Here is a 16,839-nt window from a genome sequence, read left to right on the forward strand (position 1 = left end):
AATGCTGCGAGCTCGTGAAGCCCATGCTCGGCCTCGGCCTCATCGGTAGTCCTCTGGGTGACCCTGCATCCAAGTATTGATCTTGTCCCGCGTTTCGGTGAGCAGGTCTTGGTGTTTCTTGAGGTTCTCGAAGGAGCTGTCTTCGCCCAGCTCGGCCCGCAGTTTCGCGATCCATGCGAGGGGTTCCTTGAAGTGTTCAGGGCCCTGGGGGTCTGCTTTCGACGCCTTGTCGAGGCTGTTGAGCTCATCGAGCACCCGCCCCAGGAAGTACTCGCAGTTCCCCGGGGTCGTGCACCCGTCGTTGTAGGTGGCCTGAAGCCGAGCGAACACATCGCGGACCTTCTCGCCTCCCAGTGCCGGTTCCGCCGTGCTCGAGGCGGGCGGCTCCTCGGTCGCGGGGGCCGATGCCGCCTTGCGGACATTGCGGACGGGCGACTCCCCATCGCTCGAAGTCGTGCCCGGGCTGCCGGAGCAGGAGAGCAACAATGACGCCAGAGCCACGACGAGCGTGGAGGCGCCGAGAGCGTGCCGTGCGCGCATGTTGATCATGCCGCGTACGACTCTCTAGGGGGCTCACTGGTTGTGCTGCCTGTCGGAACTGCGCTGCATCCTCACCGGCGTGGGTACATCACTGGGCGCGCCTACCAGGGACGACGGAGCCTCAACCGTCAGCCGAGACCCTGAATCGACCGTGAAAACCGTCATGGCGCGAGTCACCGTGGGTTCAAATCCCACACCCACCACATATGTTGACGGCCCCTGACCAGGTGAATCGGTCGTGGGGCGTTCTCATCCGCGTTGTCCGTCAGTCACCGTAGTTCCCCGTCAGTTCCCGGTAGCTCGGGCACGGTAGGGGCACGAGCACCTTCTGATCCGTAGCTCTATGTGGATGGGGCGGGGACGGTCACAGCGGTCAGTACGAAGCCTGTGAGGGATGTTGCGGGTCGGGAACGATTGGTGGGGTTGCGGTATCTGGTTGCTGTACTGCTTGCGCGCTACCACGTCGGCGAGGTTGTTGAGGGTGATGAGGCCTAGCCGGTCGCTCGCTACGCGCACGCCTTCGAGTTCTGTTCCTTCCGATCGGGACACCGTTCGGCGTTGTCCGCGTTCGTTCAGTACTGCGCTCCAGACGGCTGGCCCCGCTGCGCGGTGATCCCGCACTCGCGGCTCGACTCGGCGTAGACGGGGTGCACCAGAAGCGCCGACCGCACCAAGGCGGCCACGAACCCCATCTGCCCACCCGCGCCCTTGGCCATACGGCCGGCTCAGCGACGCGCGAGGTGTCGACGACCTCCCAGTAACACATGCTCACCACCCTGCGCTCTTCGAACGGGAGGTCGAAAACGGCCACCCCAACTCCCAGGAGGGTTAGTTCACTTGCGCATCCACAAACGCACCGCCGTCGCGATGGCAGCGGCACTGATCGGCTCGCTGACCCTGATCGGGGCGGGGACAGTGACCGCCACGGCCGAGGAGACGAGCGTGGCGCTGCCCAGCGCCTCGTTCCGGGACATCGTCGTCGACGGAGTGCACGACCGGGTGTTCGTCAGCGACCCGACTGGCGGCAGCATCGTTGTCACCGACTACGCGGGCGCGGTTGTTCAGCAGATCACCGCCGAGGAGGGGGCCGCGGGCCTCGTGCTCTCGGCGGATTCCAGGAAGCTGTACGTCGCCCTGTCGACGGTCGGCGCGATCGCCGAGATCGACACCGCCACCCTCACCGAGACCAACCGCTACCCGACCGGCGCGGACACCTCGCCCCAGAGCCTGGCCATGGCGGGCGGCAAGCTGTGGTTCGGCTACACGGTCGGCAGCAGCGGCGGCATCGGCTCGCTTGACGTGGCTTCTCCGGCCCCGGCGGCGACGGTCGTCCCGAGCGGCCGGTACTGGTACTACGCCCCGGCCCTGGCGTCGTCCCCCGCCGATCCGAACGTCCTGGTGGCGGGCGAGGAGGGCGTGAGCCCGGCCACCCTGGCGGTCTACGACACGGCGACCGGCGGCCTGCAGAAGCGCACCGAGCGCCTCTTCACCTCGTCGCCGTCGATCTCGTACCTCAACGACTTCGCGGTGACGGCGGACGGCCAGAACATCGTCGTAGCGGCGAACAACCCCAACGACCACCAGATCGTCCGTCTGTCGGACCTGTCGTCGAACGGCTCCTACTCGAGCTGGCAGTTCCCGAACGCGGTGGCCGTGGCGACAGACGGAACGGTGGCGACGGGCGCATCCGGCGACTTCGTAAAAACCTACCGCCCGGGCTCCACCTGGCCGTCGTTCCACGAGTACGCCGTGAACGACCTCCAGCGTGACGGCCTCGCCTGGGCCCCGGACGAGAACCGCCTCTTCGCGATCACGGGCCTGTCCTACGGCAGCGCCCCCACGCTCCACGTCCTCCCAGACGCCGGCAAGCTGGACACCACCCTCAGCTTCCAGGCCCCCGCGACCTCCCGCAAGGGCAAGGACCTGGCCATCACTGGCTGGCTGTCGGCAGCGGAGCCCCTCCCGGCAGGCACGACGGTGGAAGTGACCCGCACGGACGCGGAACACCCGAGCGGCACTCCGGTCGGCACCTTCTCCATCTCCACGGCGACGGGCGAGTTCATGTTCACGGAACAACCGCGCGAGACGGGTGACATCACCTACACCGCCACGTACAAGGGCGACGGCCAGCACATGCCCGCAACGACCCAGACGACAGTGACGATCACCAAGTAGCCACCCTGAGCACCCAGCAAAGGCCCCGGCCCAGCCAGGTACGGGGCCTTTGACCTCAGTAGCCGAAGAAGTGAAGGGCCGGATCTCTGACCTGCGGCCGTCTAATCGATCAACGCTGCGACCTGCGACTTAGCCGTCGGTGGTTGTCAGCGTTGATTGGCGTTGAGCACCCTCCGACGGCCCCGAGACGGCCCAGGCCGTCATGAGTCATGGCGCCGGGTGTCCGGCCCGCATGCCGCTACAGACCGCGTAGTGCCTCGTACAGATCGCCGTAGGCTGACCAACAGTCGATGCTGCCGTCGTCGTACAGGCTGCCCATGTACCAGTCGTCGTCTTGAACAGGCTTCACGAGGCACAGACTGTGGAACCCGAGAATGATCTCTGGGTGCAGCACCTCGGGGGCTCCGGCGCCGGCCACCCACTGCACCGCCCGGTTTGGATCCAGCGCGACTGCTTCCCGGTCCCCGGATACGTCGCGGATCCGCTGGAGGGTCCAGCCTAGGGGTAGTTGCGCGTCTGCCATCCTCGGATGATCTCACCCGCCAGGTACGGACCACCGCTTTCGGAGCGAGGTTGGGCGATCACAGGCGTGACCTGCGGATTCCCTGCGTTAGGTAGAGGCTGGCGGTACCTCCCTGGCGAACCCCGGTTCCCCGTGAGTCCCCGTGCGTTCTGGCACGAGAGTGGCACAACCCGGGGACCGTGCCACAGCTCCTCGATGCGAACTACAGGCAGGTAGGTCGCTGAGGCCTCCGGACCTGATTACGGGGGTGGCGACGGCTCGCGACGGTCGCCCGTGGCCGCCACAGTCGCTGTACTTCGCTGCTGTATTACAACGGCTCCGGAGGGGTCTGGTCGTCGCTTGGGCGATCGCTGGAGGGAGCGCTCCAGAGGCCCAGACGGTGGAGACGGCGCTGCCTATAGCGCTCTCCTAAAGCCGACAATCCGAAGACGATCCCCAGAGCTGCGCCCAAGCCTCCCGTGATCAACGCCTCGCCGTCCATGGACCTGAAGGCACGCTTGACATTGTCTTGGGGGGTCGGCACAGCTCGGAGTCTAGGGCTGACCCAAAGACTCACCCAAGCCGGGCGCCGTCCATGAGTTGAGGACGGCGCCCGTGTCCCGCAGAGGCTTTGAGGTGCAGCCGCATCCTTATCAGGTCGATCACCGGGGACCGTCGACGTCGATCAACCGGTCCTACGCCTCGGCCGATCGTCCACTGGGGTCCGGCGTCGACCGCTGCTGTGCGCGCTTGTCAGCCGCCGGACGCGGTCTTGACAAGCGTGGCTTTTCTCTCTGGCCTGGAGCGCCAGTTTGGAAGACGGCGTATGTGGATGGCGGCAGACCTGGGAAGTCCCTGACCTGGGCTGGAGCGCGACTGGCCCCACGGTTCCCCGTGAGACCCCGGGAGATCCCGCCGGATCGGGCATGCAACGAGCACGGCTAGCACTCGCCTCCAACGGTGGATGGCTGGGGGTGCGCGGTCTCAAGCGCGCCAGCGGTCCCAAAGTAGCCATTTCGTGTGTTGGGGCAGGTGATGACGCCAGAGCCAGAGTGGCAAGCGCCGGTGCGGGACAAACGTCCAGAGATCGTCGTCGGCTTCGTTGCCCCTGGGGCGGGTTCGCAAGAGGGCCAGGCACTCGGTATCGACCGAGTGGTGAAGACGTGCAACGTGCGCTAGCGCGACCGTGCCCTGTCGGCGCAGTTCTTCCGAGTCCGAGCGGAGAGCGCGGGCGATCCGGGGAAGGATGGCCACGGGATCGGAGTAATTGAGGGCAAGGCCGATCACGGCCACTCCGACGTGCGGCTCGCCGCGTTCAAATGCCGCGTCGATTTCCTCCGGCTGGTCCATCCCGAGCAGACCTGTACCGTCTGCCCAGTTGTAGGCCCAGTCAGGAGAACCTGTGCCTGCACGCTTGTCTGTCACGCGCCGACCTTACGACTGGCCGTGTACCGCCGCGAGATCAGTTCTTCTGGAAGTGAGGCGCCAAGTCTCTGACCTCGGGCTCTTCCTTGCGGTGTCTTTCTGACCAGCACCGATGTGGTGATCGGCTGTCATCGTCTGTCAACGTTGGTTCGCCTCGGACGGCCCGGAGACGGCCCCGGCGCTGCCGCTACCGCTTCTGGGCTCGGTACTGCTTGAGCGGAGCCGTGATCTTTTCGCTGTCGGCCGCGCCGTTCAGCTCGACCAGTAGGAGATCGGGACACCGCTCGTAGAGATCGCCCCACCATCGGCGCCCTCGATTGTCCCAGATCCGGTAGCCGCCCGGCACACCTCTGGCTACGTACCGACGCTTACTCATGGCCGCTCCCCAGGCCGTGACAGCCGCAGGGCTTCGTCACGGACTCCCTTGTCCTGGTCGGCGGCGAGTCTCACAAGCTGGTCCACGAGCTCGTCCGTCCGGTCGTCGGCGATCATCCAACTCTGGTAGCCGAACACCTCGCCGTCGAGCTGGTCGGCGGTCCACCACTCCTCGGCCCGCGACAGCGCCGCCAGCACCGTGCGCAGACCGACCAGGTCCCTCCGTTCGAGCAAGGCCTGTGCCGTCTCCTGCGTAACTGCGGTGTCGTGGGCGTCCAATAGGAGCCGCGCAAGGATTGGGCCGACCTCTTCCCGCTCGGCCCACGCCGCAAGTTGTCGGCCGGCCGCGGCTCTTCGAGACCACGATTCCGATTCCGAGTCACGAAGCGCTGCCGTCAATCGGTCCGCCCCCTGGTCCTGGCTCACATAGCCATACTGCCTGTAGCGAGATCGTGCAGGAAAAGACCAAAGCACAGCTCAAGCGCCGGGAGAAGGCTTGAAAACCGTCGTGGCAGCCGTGTCACCGTGGGTTCAAATTCCACACCCACCGCGGATGAACGGCCCCTGACCAGGTAAATCGGCTGGGGGCCGTTCTCTTGGACGCTGCCCGTCAATCACCGTGGTTCCCCGTCAGATACCGGGCGATCGGGCACGGCAGGGGCACGGGCGCCTTCTGATCCGTAGCTCTAGCCAGTTCGGCCAGCGACGGTCATTCCGGTTGCTTCGAGGCCCCGGAGGGACGGCAGCGGACAGGGGCAGTCGCTGGGGTTGCGGAACTGCGCTGCTGTGCAGCTCGCTTCGCTGCCGTGTTCCGGACGTGAGCTTCGCGTCGTAGTCGTCGTTCGTAGTCGGCGATCTGACGGACCACGGGAACGCTGGTAGCAGTTGGGATCAACCGCTCGTTTTCACGATCCACCAAGAATGGACCGTTGCCTCCCAACCGAGGGCGCTGTCCACTCTGTCCATCACCGACCGCTCCCCAGTAGAAGATCCACCCGAACTGCAAGGCCTCTACGCGCAAGATCTGAAGGTCGTACTCGATGCAGCCCCGTATGCCTTCGATCTCGGCAAGCACCAGTCGGCGCGCGTCCCCCTCAGTCAGCATCGCCCGATGACGACATGGCGCCTCCACACGCTGGTACATCTCACACGCGTCGCATACCACCGCCTTAGGAGAGAGGGTGACGCGTCCTACCGGTGACCTGCGGCTTCCGTGGCCGAGCTAGTGGGCATGTCGACGCCCGGCAGTCGCCCTTGTTGACCGCGGCTGACCCCTGCATCTGGCACGGATGTGGCACGCGACTATCTGCGTCGTGCACCTTCTGATCCGTAGCTCTAGCCGGATCGGTCAGTGACGGCCTACCAGGCCCCGGAGGGACGCTACTGGACGCGGGTGATTGCTGGGGTTGCGGAACCTGGCTGCTGTACCGCAGGATCCCGGTGGGGGTGACCATGGAACGGCATGTGCTGGAGAAGCTGTTGGCCGGTGACGACGAGGCGTCGGTGGCTGCTCTGGCCGCCTTCTCCTTGACGGTCGCCGTCCTGGCACCGGTCCTCCGCAGGCGTGGCTAGACCACTCACCCACACGTCGGTTGCCTCACGGCAGTGAAACGCGTGGTCGGCGCAATCGGCAAAGGCCGCACCGACGGCGCGCCCCCTGTCCGGCCGGCAAGTCCCGCGCGGTTCGCTCAACTCCCATAATTCTCATGCGTCGGCCTGCGCCATCCCATACGATCCCCTCGCCGCCCGAACACCTGTGTGCATCACGGCATCGTGTGCGGGCATCCAAACGGGAGGGACCACTTGACCATGTCCTTCGGCGCGCGATCGCGTGCCGTCCTCGCTTCTCTGGGAACCCTCGGCCTGGCACTGACCGCCGCCGCGTCACCCGCGAGCGCGGCCGGCGGGACACCCACCACGCCCACTCAGCTGTTCACCAACTACCGGAGCTGCTCGACCGACGCGGACCGGCCCACGTACCTCTGGGGCGGAGACAATCTTATCGTCGAGGGCATTCCCGGGACCACCGACACCAGCGACAACTCCCAGGTCAGCGTGCAGTATCAGGTCTGGCCGGTCACCGACCCGGCGCAGACCACGACGTTCACCCGCGACCACGCCACACCCGGCTTCGAGGCCAGCGGCGTCCTGCCCTCGGGGTCGCTCGCCGAGGGGCAGATCTACGCGTGGCGGGCGCAGACGGTGGCCGGGGGCGCGGCCTCGGACTGGTCGGCCCCCTGTTATGTCACGACCGACAACAGCCGCCCGGCGAACGCCCCTACCGTCTCCTCGCCGAACTACCCGCCGGACAAGTGGAACCAGGGCGGCGAGCCGGCCAAGTTCACGCTGAGCGCCAATGGCGTCGACGATGTCACCGGGTTCGAGTACTCCTGGCAGCAGGAACTCCCGGTCATCAGCACGACCATCGGCGACCACGGCATTCCGCAGCCCCTCGACCCGTACTCGGACCCGGAATACTTCACGCGCGCCGACGCCCTCGGCGGTTCGGCCACGCTCAGCCTGGTCCCGCCGAGCGGCTCCGCCGGTCCGATGACCCTGTGGGTGCGAAGCCTGGACCGGGCCTATAGCCCGTCGGAGATCACCAGCTACAGGTTCTACATCAGCTCCACGGCTCCCACCGTCACTCCGGCCGTCCCGTCGCCCGAGTTCGGCAAGCCGACCACGTTCACGATCCGGCCCAACTCCGCGCTCCAGTCGACGAGCCCGGTCGTCAGTTACTCCGTGCGGACCACCGGCGGTCAGAGCGACAAGACCGTCGACGTCGCGGCGGCGGCGGACGGCACGGCGGAGGTGAAGCTCGCGCTGGACGGCCTCTACGGCGAACGTCTCTGGGTGACCAGCAAGAGCGCGAACGGCTGGGTCAGCGACGCGGCCTCGTGGAGCATCAGCTACGACACCACTCCCACCGTGGCTTCGGACGCCTACCCCGAGAACGGCTCGGGCGGCGGGGTGGGAGTCCCGGGCACCTTCACGTTCACGCCGAAGGTGAAGGGCGTCGTGAGCTACACGTACTCCTTCAACGGGGACTCGGAGGTCACGGTCGCGGCGGGCGCCCACCACACCGCGAGCGTCGACTGGACGCCGACCTCGGACGGCGTCTACGACCTCACGGTCTACGCGACGACCCGCTCCGGCATACAACTCGCGCCCTACGACTACTCCTTCACCGTGAACTGAGAGCGCGAATCGGCCATGCCCGGGCCCGCCGAAGCCACCGGTGGGCCTGGGCGGCCTGCGACACCCCGCCATCACCCGTTCGCCCGTGGTGGGTCACTGCCTGCCCGGCGTCGCAAGCCCTGGCACGCACTCCCCCAGAGGGGACCCCCGTCGCCCCGCTCGGCTCAGCCAAGACGCGCCGTTCTCTGCAACCGGCCCGATCGGCCGGACAGACCCCAGGACGTTGTGGTGGATCGGCTCGCCTCCTCGGCGCCCTCCTGCTGCCTGTCGCCCAGGACGACGTGTACGACCGTGCTGCTCAGCCTGTACATGCAGGACGTGCTGGGCTTCACCGTCCTGCGGGCCGGTCTGGGCTACCTCGGCGAGGGCGCGGCCGCGCCCCTTGGCGGCATGTACGTCGCGAAGCTGCTGGGCCGGTTCGGCGGGGTGAAGATGCTGAGCGCGGGCCTGCTCATTCAGGGTGCCGGCACGGTCGCGATGTTCGCCCTGCCGGTCCACGTCAACCTTGCCGCCCTGCTCTCCGGGCCTTGATGAACATGGCTGTGGACGACGAGCTGATCCGGCGCAACCCATGCCGTATCAAGGGTGCCGACCGTTACGACGTGCCCGAACGGCCGGTCCTCACGATCGCCGAAGTCTTCGCCGTCGCCGACTCCATCGTGCCGCGCTACCGGCTGCTCGTCCTCTTGGCCGAGTTCACCACTCTGCGGTTCGGTGAACTCGCCGCCCTCCGCCGCCGAGACATCAACCTGGAAGCCCTGACTGTCAGCGTCCGCCGATCTCAGGCTGAGTTGCAGCACGGTCGGCTCTTCGACAAAGCGCCGAAGTCGGCTGCTGGCGTACGTGCCATCTCGTTGCCCGCTGAGCTGCTCGACGACGTGACGCGCCACCTGGAACAGTTCGCCGCGCCTGGCCGCGACGGACACGTCTTCATCGGCCCCCAGGGAGGCCAACTCCGGCGAAGCAATTTCCGCGATGACTGGGTGTCGGCCAGGAAGGCGGCGGGCGTCATGTCGGAACTCCACTTCCACGATCTTCGCCACACGGGCAACACCCTGGCCTCGACCGCCGGTGCCAGCACCCGTGAGCTGATGACCCGTATGGGCCACAGCAGCTCGCGCGCCGCGCTGATCTATCAGCACATGACCAGCGACCGAGACCGGGCCATCGCTGATCGGCTCGGAGCCATGATCCGCAAGGGTGGGGGAGAGGCAGCCCCCGACTAGGGGATGTGGCATCCGCGTGGCATTAGTGGCACGTGCGTGGCACGACCCCGAACACGACGAAGGGCCAGCCTGGGAGGAAACCCTCCTGAGCTGGCCCTTTTCCTGTGCCCCCGGCAGGATTCGAACCTGCGACACCCGCTTTAGGAGAGAGGCGAGGAAGCTAGGGGGCTGACCTGGGCTTCGGTACCTGGTGCGGCACCCTGCAACTGGACCACAGGACACCCTCATTGACCGTGGCTGACCCTTGTATCTGGCACGGCAGTGGCACGAGCCTCAGCCGACGACAGCCAGCCACGATGGCGGGTGCGCCGTCCGACCAGGCGCGCGTATGTCTCGCTGCACCCCCACCGGCCTCAGCCACGCCACCGGCTTGTGTCGTCGGCCGGATGCCACGGCCGTCCCGTGACGGGAGTGCCGGAGCGCCGCGCCTCGGAACTCTCTGCTGGGGAATCTGCGGCCATTCCCGGCCAGTTCAGGCGCTTGTCCGGGCGAACGGTGACGTGCGCGGTTAAAGATCAAACCGAGGCGGTGGGGAGGGGCAGTTCGGTCCAGATGGACTTGCCTGTGCGGGTGTGGCGGGTGCCCCAGCGTTGGCAGAGTGCGGAGATGAGCTGGAGGCCGCGGCCGCCCTCATCGGTGGCGGAGGTGTGGCGGATGTGCGGTGTGGTCAGGCTGGCGTCGGAGACCTCGCAGATCAGTGCGCGGCTGCGGAGCATGCGCAGCCGGATGGGGCCGCAGGCGTGCCGGATGACGTTCCCGACCAGCTCGCTGACCAGGAGTTCGGTGGTCATGATCAGGTCCTCATCGGCCAGGCCCCAGTCGGTGAGCTGGGCGCGGACCAGCTCCCGGGCCTGGCCCGCCGCCACCGGGTCCTCCGGCAACGGCCACTCGGCGACGTTCTCCGCGTCCAGCGGGTGGGTGCGGACCAGCAGCAGGGCGGCGTCGTCTATCAGCTCGCCGTGGGCGGGAAGGAGTGCGGAGGTGATGGTGGCGCAGAGGGCGTCCAGGTCGGACGCGTCCGCCGGTGAGGTCGGCATGGCGTTCACGGACTGAAAGAGGAGCTCGGCGAGGCGGCTCATGCCGGTGGTGACATCCCTGTCCTTGCTCTCGACCAGGCCGTCGCTGTACAGGGCGAGCAGGCTGTCGGCGGGCAGGAGGGTCTCGAGGGCTTCGAAGGGCGGAGCGGCCACCCCCAGTGGCGGGTCCGGGGTCATGGACAGGAAGGTGACGGTGCCGTCGGGGTGGGCCACCGCCGGGGGCGGCTGACCGGCGCTGGCGTACGACAGACGCCGGGTCACCGGGTCGTAGATGCCGTACAGGCAGGTTACGAAGGCATCGGTGCCCAGCTCGCCGACGATGTCGTTGAGGTGGCCGAGGATTTCGTCGGGCGGCAGCTCCAGCTCCGAGAGGGTACGGACGGCCGTGCGGAGCCTGCCCATGGTGGCGGCCTCGGCCATGCCGTGGCCCATGACGTCTCCGATCACAAGCGCCACCCGGGCCGCGGAGAGCGGGATCACGTCGTACCAGTCGCCGCCGACGTCGGCTCCCTGTTTGGCCGACTGGTAGCGCGCCGCCGCCGTCACCTCGGGGAGCTTGGGCAATGCCTGCGGCAGCAGGCTGCGCTGGAGCGTACGGGCCCGGGTCGTCGCCTCGTCGTAGAGCCCGGCCCGCTCCAGGGCCTGCGCGATCAGTCCGCTGAGAGCGGTCAGCAGCGTTCGTTCGTCATCGTCCAGCACCCGCGGTCGGCCGAAGGAGATCACCGCCGCGCCGATGTCGCGCCCTGATGCGGTCAGCGGCAGAACGGCCCACGCCTGCTTGCCGCTCTCCCGGACCAGGATCTCGGTCTCCGGGTACCGCTGCAGGAACTCCTCCGGGGAGGAGATGAAGAGGGTGGTGCGGGTGCGCAGGGCGTCCCCCACCGGGTTGGCGGCGTCCCTCACTGTCCAGTGCCCGTCCAGCAGTCGGGTGAAGCGCTCCGAATACCCACGGGAGCCGACCACGGTCAGCCGGTCGCCGAACACGTCGAGCATGACGAGTCCGGTGGCCCCGAGGGGTGTCATCACGCCTTCGGCCACCGCCGCCATCACGTCCTGGGCCGTGACAGCCTCGGCCAGCTCCCGCGTAATTCGCTGCACCAGGGCCGCCCGCTTCCCGGCCGCCCGCTCCGCGGCGGCCCGCTCGACCTCCCGTAGATGTCGCTCGGTGGTGTCGGTGATGTAGAGCGTGAGGCCTTCCGGCACCGGTACCAGCCGCAGGTGGTACCAAGACGTCCCGTCCGGCCCCGGTACGTCGAAACCGGCCGGCTGGCCCTCGGCCGCCGTGGCCCGGCACCGTTGTTCCAGCCCCGGCACGGCCCGTACCGTGGGAATGTCCCAGAGCAGGGCTCCGGCCACATCTCCCGCGGCACCGAAGAGCCGCTCGGCGGCCTGATTGAGAAATCCGATGCGCCAGTCGGTGTCCAGGGAGACGAAGCCGTCGCTCATGTGTCGCAGCGCCCGCCCCACCGACTCGACGGCGGCGTGCGTTTCGCTGCTGTCCCGGAGGGTGCCGATCACCTTCACCGGCGTCCCCTCTTCGTCCGTGATCGTCCGGGCACGGGCCTCGATCCAGAGGTATGTGCCGTCCTGGCGCCGGATCCGATATTCGTTCTGGAAGCCGCCGCGCATCTGGATGCCGGTGTCGAAGCCGGCTACCGCCCCTGGCAGGTCGTCCGGGTGGATCAGCTCTGCCCACGCCTCGATGCCGCCGCTCATCACCTCCGGATCGATGCCGGCCAGCACCTCCACGACGGGCCGGTCGGAGGTCAGCTCACCGGTGCGCAGGTCCCAGGTGTACGTGATGGAGGGCACCGCTTCCACGCCCCACGGGGGGACGGCCTCCCGTGGTTCTGGCCCGTTCTCCAGGGCGCGCAGCAGGGTGGGGGACGGATTGAGGATCCCGGACGACTTGAGCCTCCCGGACATCCAGGCCGCCACCTCGTTCAGAAACCCGCGCTCCGCCGCGCCGGGCTCGGTGCCCGGGGCGAAGAGGACGGAGAGCGCGCCGCGTCGCCGGCCACCGCCCGGAATGGGGACGGCCAGGTGACCGATGCCGGCGGGGAGTCGGGAAGGCCACAGGGCGGCGGGGTCCCGGCCTGGCACTGGGTCAGGCGGGGCCAGGTCAGGCTGCCAGGTGATGGTGTCGTTGCGGGCGGCGCTGCTGGGCGGCGCCGTGCCCCGTACCGGGATGATCAGCCAGGGCCGGGTCATCGACTCCGGCAGGCCACTGTCGGCGACCAGGTAGAGGATGCCGCTCATGCCGCCGCCCGGGAGATGCACCATGCCGCCGAGGCCCTGCACCTCGGCTACCGCCTGCTGGAGGGCGGTCAGCAGCACTTCGGCATTGTGCCGGTCCTCGTCCACGGCGTCGAGCAGCCGCATCCTCATGCGGTGTCGCTTCGAGGGCCGTACGGTCTTGGTCCGCATGCCCTGCGGCTGGTGCAGTGGATGGGGGATGTGGGGTATGGACGGGCCGGTGTTGTCCGCTTCGCCGCCTCTGGTATTCACCACTGCCGACCGTCGCCTCCGTTCACCGCTTGGGTACCCGCTGGGCCGCATGTGATCGGATGTGGACCTGCAGCGATCTGTACGCAGCCATTTCATGCTAATCGGAATAACTTAGGCGATTTCCTCGTCATGAGGAACCTTTCGTATCCGATCAACCTTGTGTGGCGTTGACTCACCCTTAGTTACGGCTGAAGTCCTGTCTGCTGGCTTGGCGCGTCGGGGCTACTGGCAGTTCGGCAGACCCGGCAGTAGAGATCAAGACCGTGTCCCGTAGTGACCGCGTCGATCAGGGCTTGGAGCGGCACGCATGTGGCACGGCGCCTGAAACGGCGAAGGGCCAGCCTGGGAGGGGGTACCTCCTGGACTGGCCCTGTGTTCTGTGCCCCCGGCAGGATTTGAACCTGCGACTCGCGTGTTCACGGAGCTTCCCGGTCTCATGTGTGCCGAATCCGTTCGCGGAGCGTCTGCGTAGCAGCGCCACTGGTGATCGGTGCGAAATCGCGCATCGCAGAGACAGTTGGTCGAGGAGGGGGACGTCGTGTGCGTTGCGTAGGGAACACGGTGTGGGTGAGCGGCGCTCACCGTGTCTCCTTGGTCCCGGCCTGCTCGTGGTTGCCCAGCACCGCCAGATCGCTTTGCCGGCGTTCAAGGCCTCGTCGGCGAGGCGGGCGAAGTCCCCGCCTGGCTTGTGGCGGCCGGATTCCATGTGGCTGACGTAGGGCGAGTCGAAGTCCATGGCCTGAGCGAGTGCCTGCTTGGACATGCCGCGCATTACCGCCGATGTGCCAGTTCAGCCGTGACGGTCCGCGGCCGCCTGCTCGCCGGTGATCTCTTCGTCCGCGCGCCTTTCGCAGCCCCGCCACGCGTCGTCGTCAGCGAGCCTGTGTTAACTGTGAGTGATCTCGTCTCACCGTCTCGGCACGGGTCGCGTCGCCGCCTTCCTTTCCTCGCCGACCCGGATCGACCTGTCCGGGCAGATGAGGGAGACGATGCTCCATGCGCGTGCTGTACCTGCTGAACATCTCCGACCTCGACCGGCTGTCGGCGGATTCGGGGGTGGGCCGGCCACGGTGTTTTCCGGCATGCGAGCGGTGGTCTGCCCCGGGTCGGACGGGGTGGGGTTACTGGACCGCGTGCAGGCCCGACGGGTGCGCAGGTGGGGCGAGGCAGGCCGCCTGAAGCTTGCCATCCCATGGTCCCAGGAGCACTGTGGATACTGCCTGCGACAAGAGATCAGAGACCACCATGCACACCTGGGGCAGGCGGAACACTCGCCAATTCACCGGTGCTCGCTTGGACGTGTCCGCCGCGGCAGGCGTGCTGGACCGGGACGGCTGCGTGACCCACTGGAGCAGTGGTGCGCAGGAACTGCTCGGATACGCCCCTGTTGAAATCATCGGCAGGCCGGTGGACGACCTGCTGACGGCAGAGGGAACGCTGCGGCACCGCGACGGCCTCGCGCTGCACGCGCAGGTGCACTTGTGCCCGCTGCAGGACATCGATCGGGATTGCGGCTTCCTGCTCCTGCTGACGGCCGTGCCCGAGGCCGCGACAGGCACACCACGGCATGCCTTGCTCGCGCAGTGGATATTCGAGCAGCAGCCGCTTGCCGTTGCCATTTGCGACCTCGACGCGCGCCTCCTGCGCGGGAACCAGCCGATGCTTGGAGTGGGGGGCTTTTCCGAGGAGGAGGCCCGGGGCCGGCGCCTGACCGAGATTCTCCAGGGCAACGCGATCGAGGAGGTGGAGCGGCGGGTCCTTCGAGTGGCCCGGACCGGAAAAGCGGAAGCGGTGGAGCCCATCGTCAGGCTCCCCGGGGAATCCAAGGCTCACGCCTGGGCCATGGACGTCTTCCCGCTCAAGGACGCGGACGGCTCGGTGCGTGCGGTGGGCGTTGCGGCGTCCGACTACTCCCAGCAGTACGATTCCAGGGAGCGCATCGCCTTGATCAGCGAGGCCAGGACCCGCGTGGGTACGAGCCTGGACATCGTGGGCACCGCACGAGAATTCGCGGAACTCGCTGTCCCTCGCTTCGCCGACTTCGTCAGCGTGGACCTTCTGGAGCCCGTCTTCCAGGGGGAGCTGCCCGCGCCCGTCCTTCCTCGGGGTGTTACTGCCCTGCGCATGGCGGCATACCAGTGGGCCGCCGGGCACGCGCTCGATGCGGTGATCAGCGCTACGGAAATGCACACCCATCCATGGTCGTCGCCGGTCGCGCGGTGTCTGGCCGAGAACCGGGCCGTTCGTCACAGCACCAAGGATCCCGAGGTCATCCGTTGGCTGGCCGAGGATCCCGTTCAGGCGTCGCTCGCGGAGACGTTCGGCCCCCACTCGCTCATCGCTGCGCCGATCCGTGCTCAGGGCGTTTCCCTCGGGGTAGTCCTGTTCGTCAGGTACGAGGCCTCGCATGAAGAAGCCTTCGGCCCCGACTGCACGGCGATCAGCGAGGACCTCGTCGACCGGCTCGCGATCTGTTTGGACAACGCTCGCCGGTTCACGCGGGAGCGCGGCATCGCGCTGGCACTGCAGCGGGCCTTGCTTCCCCGGGAGTCGACCGTGCACCCCGCCGTGGAGACGGCCGCCCGTTACCTGCCTGCGGGCGGCGGCGCCCAGGCAGGAGGTGACTGGTTCGACGTGGTTCCCCTCCCCGGAGCACGAGTCGGCTTGGTGGTCGGCGATGTCGTCGGACACGGCATCAACGCTTCTGCGACCATGGGCCGCCTGCGTACCGCCGTGCGCACCCTCGCCGACATCGACCTGCCCCCCGAGGAACTCCTCACTCACCTCGACGACATCATCACCCACACCGCGGGTGAGCACGGTGGCGAGCCCTCCGGTGAGATCCCCGGCGACATCGGTGCCACCTGTCTGTACGCCGTTTACGACCCGGTCTCCGGCACCTGCTCCCTGGCCCGCGCCGGCCACCCCGCCCCCGTGCTGATCCACCCGGACGGCACCAGCGGTGTCATCGACATGCCCTGTGGCCCTCCGCTGGGACTCGGCAGTCTGCCGTTCGAGGCGGCGGACGTCATCGTGCCTGAAGGGGGCCTGCTGGCACTGTTCACCGACGGTCTCCTCACCACCCGGGATCGTGATGTCGACGAAGGGTGCTCCGACCTGTGCAGCGCCCTCGCCCTCCCGGCCACCTCGCTTGATGCTCTGTGCGACACCGTCCTGGACACCCTGTGCCCCGAACCGCATGCCGACGACGTCACCCTGCTCCTGGCACGCCCCTGCGTGTTCGGCGAGGACCGCCTCGCCAGCTGGGACCTGCCCAGCAATCCCGCCGTCGTCGCCGACGCTCGCCGGCTCGCAGCGGAGCAGCTCGCCCTGTGGGGACTGGCGGAGGCCGCGTTCGTCACGCAGCTGGTGGTGAGCGAGCTGGTCACCAACGCGATGCGGCACGCTGGAGGGCCGATCCGGCTGCGGCTCATCAAGGGTGAGACGCTGATTTGCGAGGTCAGCGACGGAAGCAGCGTCAGTCCTTATTTGCGCCGGGCCCGAGTATTCGACGAGGGCGGCCGCGGCCTGTTCATGGTCGCCCAGTTCACTAAGCGCTGGGGCACCCGCTACACCCGCACCGGCAAGACCATCTGGGGCGAGCAGGTGCTGCACATGCCGTAGGTACGGCAATCCGGCCCGGGAGGGCGTTCAGGATCGGCAGCGACATCAGCCTTGCAAGTCTGAGGATGATCTCCAAGCGTCTGCCCTGCCCACCCGACCCGTGGCCACCGTATCGCCTGAGCCGGGCTTTCTCGCCACTGTGATGTGCGAATGACCGTTGCCGACCGCTCGCTTCCGGCACGGCCGAGGTATGAGCCACTACCGCTGCAGACGCCGGTGCCGCTGCTCA

The 16,839-nt window shown here is 67.7% G+C and carries 13 protein-coding genes; 6 read left to right on the plus strand and 7 right to left on the minus strand.

From position 1 onward, the window contains the following. Positions 1 to 39: 39 nt before the first annotated feature. Both FNV62_RS46630 and FNV62_RS46635 read right to left on the minus strand, forming a co-directional pair. On the minus strand, positions 40 to 549 hold the full coding sequence (locus FNV62_RS46630; RefSeq protein WP_225900633.1) for a hypothetical protein: 510 nt from the start codon (positions 547 to 549) through the stop codon (positions 40 to 42). 563 nt (positions 550 to 1,112) lie between these two features. Beyond that, positions 1,113 to 1,256 (minus strand): hypothetical protein, encoded by a 144-nt coding sequence (locus FNV62_RS46635; RefSeq protein ID WP_205521828.1) that lies wholly within the window; start codon positions 1,254 to 1,256, stop codon positions 1,113 to 1,115. 121 nt (positions 1,257 to 1,377) lie between these two features. Between FNV62_RS46635 and FNV62_RS46640 the strand changes: the two genes are divergently transcribed. Continuing rightward, complete coding sequence (locus FNV62_RS46640) at positions 1,378 to 2,715, plus strand: YncE family protein (protein ID WP_143604169.1); 1,338 nt, start codon at positions 1,378 to 1,380, stop codon at positions 2,713 to 2,715. A gap of 238 nt (positions 2,716 to 2,953) precedes the next feature. On the opposite strand, the gene FNV62_RS46645 is transcribed toward FNV62_RS46640, so the two are convergent. The 4 genes from FNV62_RS46645 to FNV62_RS46660 all read right to left on the minus strand — a co-directional run bounded on the left by FNV62_RS46645 (position 2,954) and on the right by FNV62_RS46660 (position 5,251). Then, complete coding sequence (locus FNV62_RS46645; protein ID WP_143604170.1) at positions 2,954 to 3,238, minus strand: hypothetical protein; 285 nt, start codon at positions 3,236 to 3,238, stop codon at positions 2,954 to 2,956. Between the two features lie 963 nt (positions 3,239 to 4,201). After that, positions 4,202 to 4,642, minus strand: coding sequence for a hypothetical protein (locus tag FNV62_RS46650; protein ID WP_143604171.1), 441 nt, complete (start codon positions 4,640 to 4,642; stop codon positions 4,202 to 4,204). A 187-nt stretch (positions 4,643 to 4,829) separates the two neighbouring features. Further along, the gene (locus FNV62_RS46655) at positions 4,830 to 5,018 is read right to left on the minus strand and encodes a hypothetical protein (protein WP_143604172.1); all 189 of its coding nucleotides are present in this window, start codon (positions 5,016 to 5,018) and stop codon (positions 4,830 to 4,832) included. Beyond that, positions 5,015 to 5,251: a hypothetical protein gene (locus FNV62_RS46660; RefSeq protein ID WP_143604173.1), complete on the minus strand. Its 237-nt coding sequence runs from the start codon at positions 5,249 to 5,251 to the stop codon at positions 5,015 to 5,017. The genes FNV62_RS46655 and FNV62_RS46660 overlap by 4 nt, the downstream gene beginning before the upstream one ends. 1,212 nt (positions 5,252 to 6,463) lie before the next feature. On the opposite strand from FNV62_RS46660, the gene FNV62_RS57280 reads away from it, so the two are divergent. The 4 genes from FNV62_RS57280 (at position 6,464) to FNV62_RS46675 (ending at position 9,441) form a co-directional block, all read left to right on the plus strand. Beyond that, positions 6,464 to 6,589 (plus strand): hypothetical protein, encoded by a 126-nt coding sequence (locus FNV62_RS57280; protein ID WP_258320976.1) that lies wholly within the window; start codon positions 6,464 to 6,466, stop codon positions 6,587 to 6,589. 237 nt (positions 6,590 to 6,826) lie between these two features. Then, positions 6,827 to 8,215, plus strand: a complete 1,389-nt coding sequence (locus FNV62_RS46665; RefSeq protein WP_143605774.1) for a hypothetical protein — start codon at positions 6,827 to 6,829, stop codon at positions 8,213 to 8,215. Positions 8,216 to 8,443: 228 nt separating this feature from the next. Beyond that, the gene (locus FNV62_RS46670) at positions 8,444 to 8,746 is read left to right on the plus strand and encodes an MFS transporter (RefSeq protein WP_164331413.1); all 303 of its coding nucleotides are present in this window, start codon (positions 8,444 to 8,446) and stop codon (positions 8,744 to 8,746) included. Between the two features lie 11 nt (positions 8,747 to 8,757). Then, positions 8,758 to 9,441 carry a site-specific integrase gene (locus FNV62_RS46675; RefSeq protein WP_225900634.1) on the plus strand — a complete coding sequence of 228 codons (684 nt, stop codon included), beginning with the start codon at positions 8,758 to 8,760 and terminating at the stop codon, positions 9,439 to 9,441. 515 nt (positions 9,442 to 9,956) lie between these two features. On the opposite strand, the gene FNV62_RS46680 is transcribed toward FNV62_RS46675, so the two are convergent. Then, on the minus strand, positions 9,957 to 12,986 hold the full coding sequence (locus tag FNV62_RS46680) for a SpoIIE family protein phosphatase (protein WP_225900635.1): 3,030 nt from the start codon (positions 12,984 to 12,986) through the stop codon (positions 9,957 to 9,959). Positions 12,987 to 14,285: 1,299 nt separating this feature from the next. Here FNV62_RS46680 and FNV62_RS46685 point away from each other — a divergent pair. After that, entirely contained in the window at positions 14,286 to 16,610 is a 2,325-nt protein-coding gene (locus FNV62_RS46685; protein WP_306459643.1) for a SpoIIE family protein phosphatase, read from the plus strand. Positions 16,611 to 16,839 lie beyond the last annotated feature (229 nt).

The sequence above is a fragment of the Streptomyces sp. RLB3-17 genome (genome assembly GCF_007113425.2).
Classification (GTDB): domain Bacteria; phylum Actinomycetota; class Actinomycetes; order Streptomycetales; family Streptomycetaceae; genus Streptomyces; species Streptomyces mirabilis_D.